The organism is Tabrizicola piscis (assembly GCF_003940805.1).
Classification (GTDB): domain Bacteria; phylum Pseudomonadota; class Alphaproteobacteria; order Rhodobacterales; family Rhodobacteraceae; genus Tabrizicola; species Tabrizicola piscis.
On record NZ_CP034328.1, the window covers coordinates 1,081,160 to 1,098,395 of the forward strand.

Genomic DNA, 17,236 nt, shown 5'->3' on the forward strand with positions numbered 1-17,236 from the left:
ATGCTGGACACTACGGCTGGGAACTTCACGCTTGCCGGGACGCGGATCGTCACGCCCGACGGCACGATCGACGGCGCGGTTGACATCGAGGGCGGGCAGATCGTCGCCCTGCGCCCCGGGGCGCATCCGCCGGGAAGCCTTGATATGGGCGGCGATTTCCTGATCCCCGGCATCGTTGACCTGCATACCGACCATGTCGAGGCGCATGTCTTTCCGCGCGCGGGCGTGCAGTGGGATTTCCTGAATGCGCTCATGGCGCATGACGCGGTGGTGATCGCCGGCGGCACGACAACCGTGCTGGACAGTCTCTGCGTTGGCGCGTCGATGAAGCGGCCCGAACGGCGCGATCTTCTGGTGCCGCTGGTCGCCGCCTTGGAACGCGGCCGCGCCGAGGGGCTGTTTCGCGCCGATCATCTGCTGCATCTGCGCTGCGAAATCTGCGATCCCGACACAATCGCCCTGACCGATGCCACGATCGGCAGTCCCTTGGTGCGACTGGTCTCGGTGATGGACCACACGCCGGGTGACCGGCAAAGCCTTGACCGGGAACACTGGCTTGGCCGGATGGCCAAGGATATGGGGCTCGATCTGGCCGAAGCCCGCGACGCGATGGCCGAACTCTTGGACCGATCCGCCCGCGTGGGGGCCGAGGTACGCGCGCATGTGGTCACCCAAGCGCAAGCGGCGGGCCTGCCGATCATGAGCCATGATGACCGCAGTTTGGCGCATGTCGATCAGGCTAAGGCTGAAGGGGCGGTCGTTTCCGAATTCCCCACCACGCTGGAGGCTGCCGCCCATGCCCGCGCCTTGGGCCTTGCAGTGGTGATGGGTGCGCCCAACCTGCTGCGCGGCGGATCGCAATCCGGCAACGTCGCGCTTCGGGCGCTGCTTGAGGCGGACCTCTGTGATGTGTTGTCCTCCGACTACATCCCCCGCAGCCCGCTGGACGCGGCCTTTGCCATCGGGTTTGACGACAGCCTGCCGCAGGACCTGACCCGCGCCATTGCCATGGTCACAGACGCCCCCGCAAGGCTTGCCGGGTTGACCGACCGGGGCCGGATAGCCCCCGGCCTGCGCGCCGATCTGGTGCAAGTGCGGCGGATGGGCACCCACAATCAGGTGGTCGCCGTGTGGCGCGAAGGGCGGCGGGTGTACTAGGCCCTTGGCGCGGGGCACCGCAATCGGTCTGATGGGATCACTGGCGGTCTTAAGCGCAAACCGTCAATCTCGGAACGCGCGACTAGACACCTGAATCGGGTTGTTGGACGGGTCTTTGGCATTGGCAAATTCATACCCGTCCGCTTTGTGGATCTTCCCAAAATCAAGCCCTTCTGCGCTGGCTGCTTCGCAGAAGGCCGACACGTTCTCAACGTCGAACACGAGTTTCACCAAAACCTGCCCTTCTTTCTGCCCTGCCACGGCAGGGTGCAAAAGCAGCGACATACCAGAGGTTTGCGCCCTCAGCTCGACGATGCGGTCGCCTTCAGCCCGCAAAACCGAGAAACCAAAGTGCCTGGCGTAAAAATCCGCCATCTGATCGATCTTGCTTGTATAGATCACCAACCGCCCGAGTGACGCTGCCATTTTTGCACTTTCGGCAAGTTCCGCCTCAGGACACTTTAGCACGGCATAGTGCGACACGCCCGCTTCGTCCGCGAAGCGGAAAGTCAGAGCAACCGCTCCTGACGCTCTTCGGTTCAGGCCGCCATCGCCACCACGACCGAACCGTCCGAATAGATCTTGGCCCCTGCCCTTAGCGTCGCCCGGACATGTCCGATCCCGCTGTCATCGGCGATCACCAGATCGGCGCGCATTCCCGGCGCAATCGCCCCACGGTCGGTCAGGCCAAGCGCGCGGGCCGGGTTCACCGTGGCCAGACGGGTTGCTCCGGCAAGGCCGGCCGGGTCGGCCTTGGCCAGTTCCAGCACGGCGGGCAGCAGGGCTGAGGGGTGGTAGTCCGACGCAAGGATGTCCAAAAGGCCAAGCCCATGCGCCGTTCGGGCCGACAGGTTGCCGGAATAGGACTGTCCGCGCAGCGCATTGGGTGCGCCCATCGCCGTGGCAAGGCCCCGTGCGCGGGCTTCGGTCGCGGCTTCGACGGTCACCGGAAACTCGCTGATCCCCGCGCCCAGCGCCTGCATCAGGGCGACCTTTTCCACCGTATCGTCGTCATGGCTGGCCAAGGCCACCCCATGCGCGCGGCAGGTGGCGGAAATCGCGCGCAAGGTCGCTGCCATATCACCGGCGGTGGAGCGTTTCTCGGCGATGCGGCGGGCAACCTCACCCTCCGCCTCAGTCTGGTTCAGGCCCTTCTCGCGGGCAATTCGGGCGACATGCGCCTCGATATCGCGGTACTGGCCCTGCCCCGGCGTGTGGTCAGTCAAGGACACAAGATCGACTGCGCCTTCGGCGATCAGCCCTTCGACCACGCGCAGGGCATCGGGAAAGGTGATCTCGAACCGCGCATGGACCTTGTGGTCGACCTTCAGCACGTTGCCCATGGATTTCAGCGCGCGGATGATGGCGCTGGTCTGGTCGAAATGGCGGATATGGCCATAGGCCGACCCGGGGTGAAAGCTGACAGCAGCATAGGCCGTGGTCACGCCGGACGCCGCCAGCCGCCGGTCAAGGTCGCGCAGGCCCAGTTCCATCGGCATGCGGACGTTCGGGCGCGGCTCCACCTCGCGTTCAACCATGTCGCCATGCATGTCGACAAAGCCCGGCAGCAGCAGCAACCCGTCGCCGGTCAGCGCTGCCCCCGCCATCGGGGCTTCCGAAATTTCGGCAATCTGCCCGTCCACGATCCGGACCGAGCCACGGTCGACTACCCGGTCCTCCAGCACGACGCGAAAATCAGACAGCCACATCTTCGGACACCTCTTTTGCCGTCAATTCAATCTCGCGGTCGATCAGCCCCGCCACGTCACCGGGGTGGTGAAACACCCCGATCATCGCCACGCCCGCCGCCTTGAGGTCGGCCAGACGCCGGATCAGCGCCGCCCGCGCGCCTGCGTCCAAGGAAGCCGTGGGTTCATCCAGCAACAGCAGCCGCTGCGGCAGGATCAGCGCGCGGGCGAGGTTGACCTTCTGCTGCTCGCCGCCCGAAAAGGTGGTGGGATAGGCGCGCCACAGGTCGCGCTTGACGCCAAACTCGGACAGCCAGCGGCGCGCTTCCTCCAGCGCATCGGGGGCCGCCACGCCCGCCCGGCGCAGGGGTTCAGCGACGATATCCTCGGCCGCTACGCGGGGCCGGGCGATCAGGAACTGGGTGACAAAGCCGATCTCACGGCGGCGGAGGAGCGCGATATCCACATCCGCCGCCGTGGCCAGATCAATTCGGCCCTCGGTCGTGTGATACCAGATCTGCCCCGCGCGCGGCAGGTAGCTGCGGTAAAGCGTGCGCAAGAGGGTGGACTTGCCCACCCCGTTCGGCCCGCGCAACAGCAGGAATTCGCCCGCGTGCAGGGTAAAGCTGATGCCCTCAAAGGCATGCAACCGCTGGCCCAGGTGGTGCATCTGAAAATGCTTGGAAAGGTTCTGGACCTCAAGAACAGGGGGCATCACGGGCCTCACAGCTTCGCGTGGACAAGTTGTTGGGTGTAGTCGTGCTGCGGGTCCTGGAAGATCTGGTCAGCCAGCCCCTGTTCCACCACCCTGCCCCGGCGCATCACCATCACCCGGTCGGCCATGGTGCGGATCACGCCAAGGTCGTGGGACACGATGACCATGGTGATCGCCCGGTCCCTTTGCAGGCGCTTCAAAGTGTCCAGCACCAGCGCCTGCACCGACACATCCAACCCCGTCGTCGGCTCATCCAGCAGCAACAGCACGGGTTCCAGCGCAATCGCCTTGGCCAATTGCACGCGTTGCTGCATGCCGCCAGAGAGCTCGATGGGACGCGCGTCCATCCGCTCGAGCGGGAATTCGGACGCATCCAGCGCCTCACGCGCCCGGCCGCGCAGGGCGGCAAAGCTGCGCTCTCCCGCGATCAGTAGGCGTTCCGCGACATTGCCGCTGGAGGTGTGCTTCATCAGCAGCCCAAGATGCGGGTTCTGGTAGACGATCCCGATCCGCGTGGCGCACAGCATCCGCCGTGCGAAGCGGTCAAGGTCAAAAAGGTTACCGGGCAGGTCCGGCAGCGCCAGCCGGTAGTCGCCCGTGTCCGGTGTATCCTCAAGGTTCATCATCCGCAGAAGGGTCGACTTGCCCGACCCGCTTTCGCCGACGATCCCCAGCACTTCGCCGGGGTAGACGGTGGCCGACACATCCTGCAGCGCCACCACATCACCATAGCGCCGCGAAACGCCGGTCATGGTCAGCAAGGGCGGGGTCGTCATCAGTTGCGGGGCTTGCAGCGCAAGCGCTTGGAAGGGGGTCATTGCGGCATCTTTCCGTTTTCATACCAGGTCGGGCCGATCCTGCCGCCCTCCCCTTCGGCCCGCCGGATGGCCTTGATGCCAAGATGGCTGTCCGACAGTTCAAACTGCGAGGAGCCGTCATCCTGTGGGATTTCGTTCATGAAATAGCCCGTTACGCCCGAACGGTGGCAGGTCAGGGCAGCATGGTCCTCCACCTGATAAGGCACGTCGGAGAAGACCAGCGGTTCGACCTTCGTGAATGGCGGCACCGCGTACAGTCGCTTTTCGCGCCCGGCGGACAGGAAGGTCAGATGCTGCGCCATGTGCAGTTTCGGCACGTCCCAGCGCGGGATGGGGGATGGCGTGATCACATGTCGCCCATTGACCAGCGACGGATAGGCCGCCCCCTGCATGACCCGCCCGGATCGGACGATCTGTTCGTACAGGATCAGCCACAGCCGCCCGTAATCGGCATCGGCATGCATCTGGCGGGCGACGGACATGTTGGGTTCCACCGGCCGCAATGGTTCGGGGTTCGGCACCTGCAAGACCAGCACCTGATCGCCGCGCAGGCGTTCTTCGGGGATGCGGTGGCGGCTTTGGATCAGCGTCGCCTCGGTCGTGTCCCACGTCTCGCGCGCGCCGGACACCTTGGACAGGAACGACCGGATCGAGGCTGCGTTGACGCTATCATCCGCCCCCTGGTCGATCACCTTGACCACCGAGGACGGCTTCAGCAGAGTCAGCGTCACTTGCAGCCCACCCGTCCCCCAGCCGCGCGCCATCGGCACTTCGCGGCTGGCATAGGGCATCTGGCAGCCCGGCACGGCGATGGCTTTCAGCATCTTGCGGCGCAATTCACGCTTGGCCGAGGCGTCGAGAAAGCCGTAGGACATCGCCTCCCACGGTCTGGTCAGGGTGGCGATGGTCATGCAGGCACCTTTTCCGGCTCGATTGGCGCCGCCGCCTTGGCCCCGCGCAAAGCGTCCAGCGAGGATTGGAAGGTCACATAATGCGGCAGTTTGAAGTGGATGCAGAAGCCCGAGGCCTCTACCGGTTCGGTGTGGTACAGGAAGAACTCCTCCTCGACCGGCGATCCTTTGGCCGCCCCGGGCGCGTTAAGGTCCAGCGTCGCGCCCGAGATGACCTTGACCTCGTTCCAGCCCAGCGTGGCGCAGAAACCCAGTTCGAGCAGGCCCGACTTGCCTTTCGACGTGACCTCGGCCTGTGACACCTTCACCCGCCCGGCGGAAAACACCGTGCCGCTCGGGTGGCGCACCCGCACCTCCGCCTCGGCCAGCCGCAACTCGTTCACCGTGGGATGGGCGTTGCCATAGCCGCGCATGGCGGAATAGCCCAAGGCCAGCATCCCGCCGGTATCGGCGCGGGCAAGGCTTTGCAGCGTATGGGCCCGCTTGGCCGGGAACAGCAACGGCTCCCGCGTCAGGTCGGGAATGTCATCCGGCGCCACGTCGGCGCGGGCGGGGTCTGCCACCAGACCCTGCGCCTTTTGCCAGGCGGCCAGCGAAGGTTGCTGCGCGGGGGCTGCAACCGGGGCGGGGTCGACGGGGGGCGGGACAAAGGGCACACCGCGCAGCACATCGGTTGCCAGTATGCGGTGCGCATAGTCAAGGCTTGGCCCAAGGATCTGCCCGCCCGGAATATCCTTGAACGCCGCCGAGATCCGCCGATGGGTGAAAAGCTGGTCCTGCAGCACGGGGTCCGCAATCGTCAGGCGCGGCTGCGTCGTGCGCCAGGCGCGCAGGAGGAGCACCGCCTCGTACAGATCACCGCCCGACTGCGCCAGCGCCAGCGCGGCAAGATCGGGTTCGTAAAGCGAGGCCTCGCCCATCACCCGGTCGATCAGCATCGGCAGCGCATGGCGGATCTCGGCCACGCGGGCTGCGTCGATCCGGCCCAGTTCCGCCCGGTACAGGCGTTCGGACTGGTCAATCGCCCGCTCTCCGCCACGGGTTGCGACATAGGCCATCACAGCACCTCGATTGTTGTGGAACGCGGCAGGCCGATAACCCGCACGCCGTCGATGAGGAACAGATCGAACCCCGCCGGATAGCGGCAGAGCGTCGTGCGCAAGGCCCAGAAGATCGGGGAAATGCCGTCCAGCGCGATCTCGGCAAAAGTCTCGATCCCCGGCCCGGTCAGGCGCAGCCTTTGGCCCGCGCCAAACCGCGCCTCGGCCACCACGGTTGCCCCCTCGTCAGGATAAAGCGCCGAGCCGGCCGCCACCTCAGTCAGCCGGATCAAGCCCGAGTCCAGCCCCAGAAAGCAATGATCGGCCAGCGGCAAGGCAACCCGCGCCGCGCCAAGGCTGGCGATGCGGTCCGCAAGGGCGGGGTCGTCGCAGAACACCCGGCACTCGCGGTCAACCAGTGCCTCGGCAACCCCTGCCATGCCGGGGGTGGGCAGGGTCTGGACGGAACCCGGGCGGGCCAGGGCCCACATCAGCGCCTCGAACGTGGCGTTGGTGCGCGTCTCAAACGCGTCGGGCACCGGGACGGCAGCAAGCAGCGACATCAGAACGTCTCCATATCGACGCGCGTGGCTTCCACCTCGCGCAGGCGGGCGGTGTCGGTGGCGGTTTGCAGCGCAGCCTCGCGATGCAGGAAGGCGCGGATGTCCGGCGTCTGGCCAAGGCTGGCAGCGGCATCGACCACCGCCATCGCCATCGCCCGGTTCAGATCGCGGCCCAAGACCATGCCATAGCCTTCGGTCCCGGCGGCGCGGATATGCGCCTCGGCCACCAGCACCTCGCCCAAGTGAAAGTCGGTCCCCTGCACCGTGTCGCGCATCGGCAGCATCACAAGGCCCGTGCGGCTTTGCACCACCTCGACCGGGCCAAGTCCCGGCAGCACTGCTTCGGCCAGTGCGGCCATCCGGTCGGCATCGGCGCGGGCCAGCACGTCCAGAAGGCGCGCGTGGTCGAAGGGTTGGGCGGGGTCGTCGCCTTGGTCAAACATCGGCGGCACCTTCCGGGGCAGCATCGCCCTCATCCTGACTGTCGAAGGAAAACTGTACCCGGTCGGCCGCCCAGACCGCCTCGGAATACCCTATGGGCCGACCCGCAGCGTCCACGTCGGTCTTTTGCAGCACCAGCACCGGCTGATCGGGATGCTGCATCAAAAGGCCGGCCTCCTCGGCATCCGGGCGGCGGGCAAAGACGATGGTGCGCTTGCGGAAGTAGTCGGCGATGCCGTGACTGCGGTAGATGTCGGTCACCGAAGCGCCGCCCGTGCGCTGTGCGGCAAGGTCGGGAAAACGGGCGGCGCAGTGATAGGACAGGCCGATGTTGATCGGCACCCAATCCGCCAGACCCCGCCGCAGCAGTCGGTGAACCGGGCTGCCCTCAGCCAGTCCAAGCTCGGCCGCCACCCGCGCCGAGGCAGGCACGATCGCGTCGGCAAGCTGCTCGCCTGCCGGGGCGATGCCCTGTTCCAGCAGGTTCTGCCGGAACCGGGTGCGCCGTCCGATGTGATAGCTGATCAGGGGCGCTGCCTGCACAAAGGTGCCGCGCCCCTGTTCGACCCGCAGCTTGCCCTCAACCGCCAAGGCCGCCACCGCCCGCCGGACCGAGTGGCGCCCTGCCTGAAACGTCTGACACAACTGCGACTCGGTCGGCAATTGTGCGCCGGGCTCAAGCTCTCCGGCGGAAATCTCGGCCGAGATCCGATCGCGAATGATCTTCCAGTTGTCACGTCCCATCAGCCCAACCCGCAAATTCATCCGAATGACTCACGTCGTACTCCCCGGTCGTTACGGTTGTGTGACGCTATCGGCTTGGCAGGGCGAAAAGGGTGCGCGATGGGGGCTGGTTATCGCACGCGAGGGGTCAGCGGGTCAGCGCAAAAATGATCTGCAGCACGGTCACGCTTGCCGCCGTGAACAGCCCGACGTGGTGCAGCGCGGCCAGTTGGCCAAGTCCCATCCGCACCGGACCGATGGCACCGTCGGAGGGTGTCAGGTCCACCGCGCGGATGCGCGCGCGAAGGATCGACAGCAGATAGGCCATGCAAAGACCGAAGTGCAGCAGGATGAGGAGCGAGACCAAGTCAAACCCGGCACGCCAGGCCTGCAATCCCAGCAACACCGCGCCGCCTGCCATCGTCGTCATCATGATGGGCGGCAGCAGGTGAATGACACGGCGCAACTGGGCGTGGATGTCGCGGACGATCCGATCATCAGCGCGCGGGCTGTTCGGGTCGCGCATCAGGCTCCACACCGGTTTCTCGACCATCGACAGCACGGTGAAGATTCCGGCAGCGAAGGTGAAACAGGCGGTGGCCAGCAGGGTGACAAGGTCGTGCATGGGTAGGCTCCTAAAGTGCGTCAGACCCTTTAGGGCGCGGACGGGTTGAAGGGCGTTGTCACGTCCCGGAACAGCGCGGGGACGTAGGCCAGCGTTAGCATCGCAGCCACGCCAAGGCCGTTGACCTGCCCTTGAACCGACCGAACGACAGCCGGGCTATCGGGATCATCCGCATCAGCTTCAATGCAACCCGTCACGACGAGGGCGCTGACGATGGTCCAAAGCCGAGCTGTCACGAAGTGCATCTTGCAATTCCGCCGACGGTACTAATGGATACCATCTTGTCGCAGATGTATGGTACTGATAAGTACCACGTCAATCGAAATGTTCGGAGACCGCGCAGAATGATCGCCGCTTTGCAGACATCCGAACGCCGCAGCAACCTGACGCGGCGCGAGCAGGTCATTGCCGCCGCGCGCGAACTGTTTCTGTCCAAGGGGTTTGTCCATACGTCGATCACGGACATCACCGATACCGTCGGCGGGTCGCGGCGTGACATCTATGGAATGTTCACCGACAAGGAAGGGCTGTTCAACGCAGTCCTGCAATCCCTGATCGCTGACGTATTGTCACCCTCCGAGATGACTTTTCCCGCGCGTCCCGGACCAGACATCGCGCAGGACCTGCGGACCTTCGGCAAAGGCCTTCTGGCCAACATGCTCGACCCCGCCACCGTGACAATCTTCCGGCAGTTCGTGTCCATCGGCGCGGCCCGGCCAGAGATCGGAATGCAGGCCTATCTGTCCGGGCCGGGCGTCGTCTATCGTAGGCTCGCCACATATCTGGCGGCCGGCGCCAGCGACGGGCGGTTGAAGATCGACGATGCCGATCGGACTGCTCGCATCTTTGTCGAGATGCTGAAAGGCGACTACCAACTGCGCGCGCTGATGACAAACGAGACGGCCTTCGACCGGGCCGACCTTGCGGAACATGTCGAGAAGGTTGTTACCCTGTTTCTGAATGGTGCCAGTCCCCGCTGACTGCAGCGCCGGGTCACAAAGCCGGTCGCGGTGCGGTGGACCAACCTTGGCTCAGGTCCGACCAACCGCTTCCATAAGCGCCTTGGCCACGACCCGGGCGGCGAGCGTCACCTTGACCCGCGGGTAAGGCACTCAATCAGCGTCCCGCGCGCATCGCAGTTCAGGGCGTGGTCCCGACCGGCAATGGTCAGCCTGCGGTTCATATCAGGCGCTGATGAATTCCCGCACGAAGGGCGTTGCCGGGCGCGCGCGGATGTCTTGCGGCTTGCCGATCTGCTCGATCCGGCCCATCGACATGACGACGACAAGGTCGGCCAGTTCCATCGCCTCATCCTGATCGTGGGTGACGAAAACCGTTGTGAGGCCAGTCGTGTCGTGAATGTCGCGCAGGCCCTGTCGCAGCTCCTTGCGGACCTTGGCGTCCAGTGCGCCGAAGGGTTCATCCAGCAGAAGCATCCGGGGTTCGATCGCCAGCGCACGGGCCAGCGCGACCCGCTGGCGCTGCCCGCCAGAGAGCTGCGAAGGGTAGCGCGCGCCGATGTCGGGCAACTGGATCAGTTCAAGCAGCTTCGTCACCCGCCGCGCGATCTCGGCCTTGGTCGGCCGCGAAGCGCGGGGGCGGGCGTTCAGCCCGTAGGCAATGTTGCCGAAGACGGTCATGTGACGAAACAGGGCGTAGCTCTGGAACACGAAGCCCGCGCGACGGTCCTGGACACTCAGGCCGGTCGCATCCTGCCCGTCGAACAGGACGCGCCCGGAAGTCGGGAACTCCAGCCCCCCAAGGATGCGCAGAAGCGTGGTCTTGCCCGAACCGGACGGGCCGAGCAAAGCCACCAGCGCACCCGACGGCAGCGACAACGACACCGGGTGCAAAGCCGCCGTCGCGCCGAAGGATTTGGAGATTTCGTCTATCTCGATGTGCATGGCAGTCTCCTTGCGGTAGGGCGCGTATTGCGCGCGCGGGCCCCTAGTGGCGGTGCGTGGCGGCGAGTTGATCGGCATGGCGAATTTCCAGCGCGGTTTTGAGGAGAAGCGTGACCAGAGCCAACAGGGCCAGCACGGCGGCAAGCGAGAAGGCCGCAACGGACAGGTATTCCTGGTAGAGCATCTCGATCGTGGTCGGCATCGTCGCGGTCTGCCCCCGGATCTTGCCCGAAACGACCGCCACCGCCCCGAACTCGCCCATCGCGCGGGCGTTGCAAAGGAGGACGCCGTAAAGCAGCGCCCAGCGGATGTTGGGAACAGTCACGGTCCAGAACACCCGCCAGCCCGAGGCGCCCAAGGTCAGTGCTGCCTCCTCCTCCGCCCGGCCTTGCTCGATCATCACCGGGATCAGCTCACGCGCGACGAAGGGGAAGGTGACGAACATGGTGGCCAGTATGATCCCCGGCATTGCAAAGACGATGGGATAGCCGTTGGCCACAAGCCAGCCGCCTAGAAGGGAGTTGGTGCCGAACATCAGGACAATGCACAGGCCCGCCACCACGGGCGAGACGCTGAACGGCAGGTCGATTAGCGTGATCAGGAAGGCCTTTCCGGAAAAGTCGAACTTGGTGATGAACCACGCCGCCGCGATGCCGAAGATCGCGTTCAGCGGCACCGAGATCGCGGCGATGGTCAGCGTCAACCTGATCGCGGACTGCGCATCGCGGGAGGCAAGGCTCTGCAGCGATGCAAGAACGCCTTGGGCCAGTGCCTCCACAAAGACCGCGATCAGCGGCGCGAACACAAGGATGCCAAGACCAAGGAACGCCACCCCAATCAGTACCCAGCGAGCGGTCGGCGTTTCTTCCGTGGCCGAGCGGAAGCGGGCGGCTTTGGTCAGGGATATCTCAGACATAGCCAATCCTCCTCCGGCTCCAGACCTGGATCAGGTTGATGACCAAAAGCATCGCAAAGCTGATCAGCAGCATGGCGATGCCGATGGCGGCGGCGGCGTCGTAGTTGAACTCCTCCAACTGGATGATGATCAGGAGGGGGCTATTTCGGTCACCAGAGGGATGTTCCCTGCGATAAAGATGACGCTCCCGTATTCCCCGACCGCCCGGGCCAGCGCCAGAGCAAACCCGGTCAGCGCGGCGGGGGTCAGCATCGGCAGGATGACGTGGCGGATCGTGTGCAAGCGGCTTGCGCCGAGGGTGGCAGACGCCTCTTCCACCTCGCGCTCGATTTCCTCGACCACCGGCTGCACGGTGCGGGTGACGAAGGGCAGGCCCACGAAAACCAGCGCGATGAAGATGCCCCACTGCGTGTAGGCGATCTTCCAGCCGATCTCGGCCGCCAACTGCCCGAACGCCCCGTTCGGCGCATAAAGCGCGGTCAGCGAGATGCCCGCCACAGCTGTCGGCAGGGCGAAGGGCAGGTCCACGGCGGCGTCAAGGATGCGGCGGCCGGGGAAGCGGTAGCGCACCAGCACCCAAGCGAGGAGCACCCCGAAAACCAGATTGAAGATCGCCGCGAAGAGCGACAGGCGGAACGACAGGTACAGCGCGGCCCAGACGCGTTCGCGGTTCACCGTCTCCCAGATCCCCGCAAAACCGTAGTTGGCGCCCTTCAGAAGAAGGGCGCCGATGGGCAGAAGGACGACGAGGGAGAGCATCGTCAGGGTGATCCCCAGGCTCAGGCCAAGGCCCGGCATCGGGGATCGGTGGATCAGGGGTCTGCCCATCATCAGCCCTTACTTCGGCACGTAGATCTGGTCGAAAATCCCGCCATCGGCGAAGTGCTCGGCCTGCACTGCAGCCCAACCGCCGAAGCTGGCGATATCGACCAACTCCAGGTCCGGGAAGCGGGCCACGTCATCGGGGTTGGCGGCCGAAGCGTCCCAGGCGCGGTAGAAGTGCTTGAAGGCCAGCGCCTGCCCTTCCGGGGAGTAAAGGAAGTTCAGGTAAGCCTCAGCCAGTTTGCGCTGTTCGTCCGAAGTGATGTTGCCTTCGACCAGCGTGACTGGCGGTTCAGCCAACACGCTGATTGATGGAACGACGATGTCGAACTGATCTTCGCCCAGCTCTTTCAGCGCCAGATAGGCCTCGTTCTCCCAGGCCAGCAGCACATCGCCTACGCCACGCTGTGCAAAGGTGGTGGTCGACCCGCGCGCGCCCGAGTCAAGGATCGGCACGTTCTTGTAAAGCGCGCCGACGAAGGCCTGCGGATCCTGCCCATTCTTCTCGGCCCAGGCCCATGCGGCAAGGTAGTTCCAGCGCGCGCCGCCGCTGGTCTTCGGGTTCGGGGTGATGACCTCCACCCCCTCCTTGACCAGATCGCCCCAGTCGGCGATGCCCTCGGGGTTCCCCTCGCGTACCAGGAACACGATGGTCGAGGTATAGGGCGACGAATTGTGCGGCAGCTTGGTCTGCCAGTCGGCCGGCAGTTTGCCCCCCTCGGCAATCCGGTCGATGTCGCCAGCCAGCGCCAGCGTCACCACCTGCGCCCCCAGCCCATCGATGACTGCGCGTGCCTGCGACCCCGACCCACCATGGCTGACCTCGATCGGCGGGGCCTCGTTCCCTTGCGCCACCCACCAGGCGGTGAAGGCTTCGTTGAACTCGCGATAGAGCTCACGTGTCGGGTCATAGCTGACGTTGAGCAGGCTCTCAGCCTGCAAGGCACTCGGCGCTGCGCCCAAGGACAGCACGGTCAGCGCCACGGCCGACACGAGACCCCGCAGCTTGGTGACCGGCCAGCCGGTCAGGCGGCGAACGCCATCTGCAATGGTCAGGCGGCCGTCTGCATGGGTCTCGGTCACGGCGCCCTGAGCGGTGACGGACCCGGCAAGGGTGATGGTGGCAAGCATGTCGTTCTCCTTCAGGCGCTGCGTGGTGCGCGGTGGGATGGGGTGGTAGGGCGCAAGGCCCAGAATGGTTCGCGGATGATGATGGCCGGTCATGTCCGGCCCCCGATCGGCTCGACTCGCGCTTCCCAGACCGAGGCGTCACGCCCGCTGAGAAGTTCCGCAATCGCCTCGGTCGGGTTGCGGGTGAACAGGACCAGCGGGCTTCCGTTCACCCGGTGGGTCAACCCGGTGCGCCGGTCGACCAGCCGGACGGCGCAGGCCTGACGAAGGGGCGTGGTCATGGCGGACATCGCCATACCCATTTGCCCGGAAAGGGTTTTTCGGATCACGGCTGCGGTCATGTCTTTCTCCTTCGCTAAGGGCGGGCATTGGCCCGGCTGCCCCTTAATAACGACAGGAAAGGTCGAGTATGGCAACGGAATATATACGCTAAATTCTGTCGTGATTATAGAATGACATTCTCCGCCTCACCCCCGAAACGGACGGCAAGATAGATAAGCCCCTTGGAAATCAGCAGGTTGCGCTATTGCGCGGCGCCAAGCACCTGATCAGCCACAACGCCGGAGCGCAGCATGTCATCCAGCGTCAGCGAGTCGATGATGACCAGATAGGACCAGAACACCTCGGCAAAGACCTTGCGGATCCGGCAGGTCGCCTCATCCGTGCAGTCCTCGCAGCGCTGGTAGGCGCGGCGCGACAGGCAGGGAAGCGGCGCAATGGGGCCATCAATGGTGCGCAGAAGTTCCGAGATCGAGATGTCCGTCGGACGCTTGATCAGGCTGTAACCACCCGACCTGCCCCGGATCGAGGCGATGATCCCGGCGTTGCGCACTTCCAGAAGGATATGCTCCAGAAACCGCTTCGGCGTGCCGGAGCGCTTGGCGATCTCTTCGATCGTCAGGGCCTCGGGCTGCGGCTTTGCAGCTTCATCTGCCAGCGTCAGCAACGCCTTCAAGGCATATTTCATCTTCTGCGTGATCATCGCTCAAAACTACTTTGCGGAATGTCGAGAATCAATGTCGGGCTTTTCGGCGGCCTGTCATTCTTGTGTGGCGTTACCGAAAAACCCCGCCAGAACCTCATGAAAACAAGGGAAATACGACCCGCCCTTAATACACGATAATACCTATAGACATTAATCCTTTTTCCGGCATTCTCAAGCGCAGGCACATCCTTCCCGCAAGCCAGGGGCCACGACCGATGACCGACCTTGACCTGATCGACCGCAAGATCGTCGCCGAATTGATGCGCGATGCGACGATGCCCATTTCCCAGATCGCCGATAAGGTGGGCCTGTCGCAGACCCCCTGCTGGAAGCGGATCCAAAAACTTGAGGCCGCCGGGGTCCTTACAGGCCGCGTTGCACTGGCCAATCCGGACAAGCTGGGCTTGGGCCTGACCGTCTTTGTCGGCATCGAGGTGCCAGATCATTCGCCCGAGTGGCGCGAGGCGTTCGGACGCGCCGTTGATGGCATCCCCGAGATCATGGAAGTCTACCGGATGGCGGGCGAGCTTGACTACCTCCTGCGGGTCTCGGTGTCGGACATGTCGGCGTTCGACACCCTATACAAGCGCCTGACCGATGCCTTGCCGATCAAGAACGTGACCTCCCACTTCGCGATGGAGCGGATGAAGTTCACCACGGCCTACCCGGTTGACACCCGAAACCGCTAGGAGAACACCCTTCTCTTTTGGGCGGGCTCTTTGGAACAGAAAATCACGACAAACTTGCTAGATTTAAGGCGAGGAATCCCACTGAAACGGAAGGACCACGGCAATGACCAAGACCCTGATCGTTCCCGGCCTTGACGGCTCCCCCGCTCCGCACTGGCAGCATTGGTGGGCCGCGACCGATCCAAAGGCCCTGATGGTTGATCTGTCGGACCCGTCCCGCCCATCCCCCGCCGTCTGGGAGATCGAGTTGGCAGCAACCATCCTGCACCACCCGGGATGCGTCCTGGTCGGCCACTCTCTCGGCGCGGTGCTGATCGCCCGCATCCTGACGAAATGGCCACAGGTGAAGGTGCGCGCGGCTCTGCTGGTCGCTCCGGCCGAAACCCGCGGCAGCGACCGGATCGGCCAGTTCGGCCCGATCCCAGAGCTACCGCTTGGCGTCCCCGCCACGGTCGTCGCCAGCCGCAACGATCCCTGGATGCGCTTTGCCCGCGCAAACACCCTGTCCAAAGCATGGGGGGCTGACCTCGTCGATCTCGGCTTTGCCGGGCATATCAACGTGGACTCGGGCTACGGACCTTGGGCCAAGGGCAAGTCCCTGCGCGATGGCCTGATTGCCGCAACGGCAACACTCCCGGTTCAGAAACCTGAGGCGCGGAGGGTATCACTGTGAAGGCCTTGCTTAGACAGACCCATCAAAGCCGTTCCGGCTATGTCGCCCTGGTGGCTTTTCTTCTGACCTATTCCGCGACCATGGCCGTCGTAATCGCTCCGGAACAGGTCAAGCTGACCCTGGATGCGTCCTGGGCATGGCTCTTCGGATAGTCCTTGAAAGGAGGCGAAAATGATGGACGGGCGTTTCGACCAATATTTTCTTGAACTTTTTGCCACCGCGGTTGACGAAAAGACCACCAAGGGCGACCTTCCGTCCCGCTGGGCCTTCCTGAGGGATGTCGGGCTGTTCCCATCATGGGGTCCCGTGACCCTCCCAGAAAACGTGACACGCGACCCAGCCTCCACAAAGCCAGAGTAAGATTTCCTGTATGAAAATGGATCGTGGCAGGCGCTCTGTGGCGCGGTGAGCGCCTTGCGCGGGCGATGGCCGCCGCTTCGCCGATTCGGCGCGCCACCCAATTGTGTCGAGGATGTGTCAGGCGAGAACGCAGATAGTTTAATCAGTCTACCTAAGGATGACTGTCCCCTCCTTATGCACAGAACCTTGTCCAATTGGACAGCTTCCAAGAAAGGCAATGAAGGACTATCTCAATTCCTGAACCCGAGACAGTGTTGAGCGGGTTTTGTGCGCCCTGGTAAAGAGTTCGTTTGTCAGTGGCCTTGTTTTAGTGTGTGCAGTTGTGAGTGTTGTCTTCAGCATCGTAAGGACAATCCTTCAGTCGGACTGGACTATTGGGTTGCCCACTGATCGCAAGACGCGTTGAACGAACATCGGCCCGTGAAATAGACCCTTGCAGATTTCGCGGGCCAAGTTCGTGTCGGGATGACCTTCGGAAGTTTACCGATTGGCGCGCTGCCCATCGGCGGCGAGATCCCTATCGCTTTGGGAATGGTCAAGCGCACCCGGTGGATCGCGAAGCTTCAGCTTGATGAAAACTTCGCGAGCAAGCGCACCAGTGCTCAACCGACCGCGAATTTCTGAACGGCTTTCGCGATCCGGATAGCGACTGCGGGGCGCGCGGAGCATCGTCGGTCCAGATGCGCCCGACCGCATGCCGCGGCACCGGGCCACTGCAGTCGATTACCCAAGAAAGGACCCGATAAATGACCCGCCCCCTGACCCTGCTTGCCTGCCTGTCTGCCGCCGCGCTCTCCGCTTGTGTCGAGACCGGCGACCCGATGCCGATGCCTGCGGTGACCGGCGGAAATCTGACATCGGTCGCGGCAAACGCCTGCCGATCGGCGATTGCCAAGCAGACGGGCAAATCGGTTTCGGACGTTGCCGTGTTTGATGTGGCAGAATCCGAAGCCGGCGTCGGTGTCATGGCCACCGTTGCCGGGGCCGAGGCCCCATGGTCCTGCCAGTCTAGCCCTGATGGCCGGGTCGCTGGAGTGATGTACACAGGCAGCGAAGGCTCGCTGTGATCACACT

The 17,236-nt window shown here is 64.2% G+C and carries 23 protein-coding genes and 1 pseudogene; 7 read left to right on the forward strand and 17 right to left on the reverse strand.

All coding sequences use genetic code 11. The features are described 5' to 3' along the window. Complete coding sequence (locus EI545_RS05165; protein ID WP_125324484.1) at positions 1–1,158, forward strand: alpha-D-ribose 1-methylphosphonate 5-triphosphate diphosphatase; 1,158 nt, start codon at positions 1–3, stop codon at positions 1,156–1,158. Positions 1,159–1,221: 63 nt separating this feature from the next. On the opposite strand, the gene EI545_RS05170 is transcribed toward EI545_RS05165, so the two are convergent. The 11 genes from EI545_RS05170 to EI545_RS05220 form a co-directional block, all read right to left on the reverse strand. Continuing rightward, complete coding sequence (locus EI545_RS05170) at positions 1,222–1,641, reverse strand: VOC family protein (RefSeq protein WP_245990298.1); 420 nt, start codon at positions 1,639–1,641, stop codon at positions 1,222–1,224. Positions 1,642–1,697: 56 nt separating this feature from the next. Further along, positions 1,698–2,867: an alpha-D-ribose 1-methylphosphonate 5-triphosphate diphosphatase gene (locus EI545_RS05175; RefSeq protein WP_125324485.1), complete on the reverse strand. Its 1,170-nt coding sequence runs from the start codon at positions 2,865–2,867 to the stop codon at positions 1,698–1,700. Continuing rightward, positions 2,854–3,561, reverse strand: a complete 708-nt coding sequence (locus EI545_RS05180; protein ID WP_125324486.1) for a phosphonate C-P lyase system protein PhnL — start codon at positions 3,559–3,561, stop codon at positions 2,854–2,856. Before EI545_RS05180 ends, EI545_RS05175 begins: the two co-directional genes overlap by 14 nt. Before the next feature lie 8 nt (positions 3,562–3,569). After that, the gene (locus EI545_RS05185) at positions 3,570–4,379 is read right to left on the reverse strand and encodes an ATP-binding cassette domain-containing protein (protein WP_125324487.1); all 810 of its coding nucleotides are present in this window, start codon (positions 4,377–4,379) and stop codon (positions 3,570–3,572) included. Further along, on the reverse strand, positions 4,376–5,290 hold the full coding sequence (locus EI545_RS05190) for an alpha-D-ribose 1-methylphosphonate 5-phosphate C-P-lyase PhnJ (RefSeq protein ID WP_125324488.1): 915 nt from the start codon (positions 5,288–5,290) through the stop codon (positions 4,376–4,378). Before EI545_RS05190 ends, EI545_RS05185 begins: the two co-directional genes overlap by 4 nt. After that, positions 5,287–6,348 carry a carbon-phosphorus lyase complex subunit PhnI gene (locus EI545_RS05195; protein ID WP_125324489.1) on the reverse strand — a complete coding sequence of 354 codons (1,062 nt, stop codon included), beginning with the start codon at positions 6,346–6,348 and terminating at the stop codon, positions 5,287–5,289. Before EI545_RS05195 ends, EI545_RS05190 begins: the two co-directional genes overlap by 4 nt. Continuing rightward, positions 6,348–6,893: a phosphonate C-P lyase system protein PhnH gene (phnH, locus tag EI545_RS05200; RefSeq protein ID WP_125324490.1), complete on the reverse strand. Its 546-nt coding sequence runs from the start codon at positions 6,891–6,893 to the stop codon at positions 6,348–6,350. The genes EI545_RS05195 and phnH overlap by 1 nt, the downstream gene beginning before the upstream one ends. Continuing rightward, the gene (gene phnG / locus EI545_RS05205) at positions 6,893–7,336 is read right to left on the reverse strand and encodes a phosphonate C-P lyase system protein PhnG (protein WP_125324491.1); all 444 of its coding nucleotides are present in this window, start codon (positions 7,334–7,336) and stop codon (positions 6,893–6,895) included. The genes phnH and phnG overlap by 1 nt, the downstream gene beginning before the upstream one ends. Next, a complete protein-coding gene (phnF, locus tag EI545_RS05210; RefSeq protein WP_125324492.1) occupies positions 7,329–8,078 on the reverse strand; it encodes a phosphonate metabolism transcriptional regulator PhnF in 750 nt (249 codons plus the stop codon). The genes phnG and phnF overlap by 8 nt, the downstream gene beginning before the upstream one ends. 127 nt (positions 8,079–8,205) lie before the next feature. Next, on the reverse strand, positions 8,206–8,682 hold the full coding sequence (locus EI545_RS05215) for a hypothetical protein (protein ID WP_125324493.1): 477 nt from the start codon (positions 8,680–8,682) through the stop codon (positions 8,206–8,208). 29 nt (positions 8,683–8,711) lie between these two features. Then, the gene (locus EI545_RS05220; RefSeq protein ID WP_164517220.1) at positions 8,712–8,927 is read right to left on the reverse strand and encodes a hypothetical protein; all 216 of its coding nucleotides are present in this window, start codon (positions 8,925–8,927) and stop codon (positions 8,712–8,714) included. Positions 8,928–9,026: 99 nt separating this feature from the next. Here EI545_RS05220 and EI545_RS05225 point away from each other — a divergent pair, with 99 nt between their 5' ends. After that, a complete protein-coding gene (locus EI545_RS05225; protein WP_164517221.1) occupies positions 9,027–9,662 on the forward strand; it encodes a TetR/AcrR family transcriptional regulator C-terminal domain-containing protein in 636 nt (211 codons plus the stop codon). Between the two features lie 204 nt (positions 9,663–9,866). Here the strand turns inward: EI545_RS05225 and EI545_RS05230 are convergent, their stop codons facing one another. The 6 genes and pseudogenes from EI545_RS05230 to EI545_RS05255 form a co-directional block, all read right to left on the reverse strand. Next, positions 9,867–10,586 carry a sulfate/molybdate ABC transporter ATP-binding protein gene (locus EI545_RS05230; RefSeq protein WP_125324496.1) on the reverse strand — a complete coding sequence of 240 codons (720 nt, stop codon included), beginning with the start codon at positions 10,584–10,586 and terminating at the stop codon, positions 9,867–9,869. 43 nt (positions 10,587–10,629) lie between these two features. Then, positions 10,630–11,502 carry a sulfate ABC transporter permease subunit CysW gene (cysW, locus tag EI545_RS05235; RefSeq protein ID WP_125324497.1) on the reverse strand — a complete coding sequence of 291 codons (873 nt, stop codon included), beginning with the start codon at positions 11,500–11,502 and terminating at the stop codon, positions 10,630–10,632. Then, a pseudogene (gene cysT / locus EI545_RS05240) lies at positions 11,495–12,330 on the reverse strand (sulfate ABC transporter permease subunit CysT). Before cysT ends, cysW begins: the two are co-directional and overlap by 8 nt. 9 nt (positions 12,331–12,339) lie before the next feature. Then, entirely contained in the window at positions 12,340–13,455 is a 1,116-nt protein-coding gene (locus tag EI545_RS05245; RefSeq protein WP_164517369.1) for a sulfate ABC transporter substrate-binding protein, read from the reverse strand. Between the two features lie 89 nt (positions 13,456–13,544). Then, a complete protein-coding gene (locus EI545_RS05250; protein WP_245990299.1) occupies positions 13,545–13,796 on the reverse strand; it encodes a hypothetical protein in 252 nt (83 codons plus the stop codon). 182 nt (positions 13,797–13,978) lie between these two features. Further along, positions 13,979–14,437 carry an RrF2 family transcriptional regulator gene (locus tag EI545_RS05255; protein ID WP_125324498.1) on the reverse strand — a complete coding sequence of 153 codons (459 nt, stop codon included), beginning with the start codon at positions 14,435–14,437 and terminating at the stop codon, positions 13,979–13,981. Positions 14,438–14,655: 218 nt separating this feature from the next. Here EI545_RS05255 and EI545_RS05260 point away from each other — a divergent pair, with 218 nt between their 5' ends. From EI545_RS05260 to EI545_RS05275, 5 genes are all read left to right on the forward strand, one after another. Continuing rightward, complete coding sequence (locus tag EI545_RS05260; RefSeq protein WP_125324499.1) at positions 14,656–15,129, forward strand: Lrp/AsnC family transcriptional regulator; 474 nt, start codon at positions 14,656–14,658, stop codon at positions 15,127–15,129. Positions 15,130–15,232: 103 nt separating this feature from the next. Further along, positions 15,233–15,802 carry an RBBP9/YdeN family alpha/beta hydrolase gene (locus EI545_RS05265; protein ID WP_125324500.1) on the forward strand — a complete coding sequence of 190 codons (570 nt, stop codon included), beginning with the start codon at positions 15,233–15,235 and terminating at the stop codon, positions 15,800–15,802. Between the two features lie 171 nt (positions 15,803–15,973). Further along, a complete protein-coding gene (locus EI545_RS05270; RefSeq protein WP_125324501.1) occupies positions 15,974–16,162 on the forward strand; it encodes a hypothetical protein in 189 nt (62 codons plus the stop codon). Positions 16,163–16,627: 465 nt separating this feature from the next. Then, positions 16,628–16,786 carry a hypothetical protein gene (locus EI545_RS21320; RefSeq protein WP_164517222.1) on the forward strand — a complete coding sequence of 53 codons (159 nt, stop codon included), beginning with the start codon at positions 16,628–16,630 and terminating at the stop codon, positions 16,784–16,786. 122 nt (positions 16,787–16,908) lie between these two features. Further along, positions 16,909–17,229, forward strand: a complete 321-nt coding sequence (locus tag EI545_RS05275; protein WP_125324502.1) for a hypothetical protein — start codon at positions 16,909–16,911, stop codon at positions 17,227–17,229. The last annotated feature ends 7 nt before the right edge of the window (positions 17,230–17,236 follow it).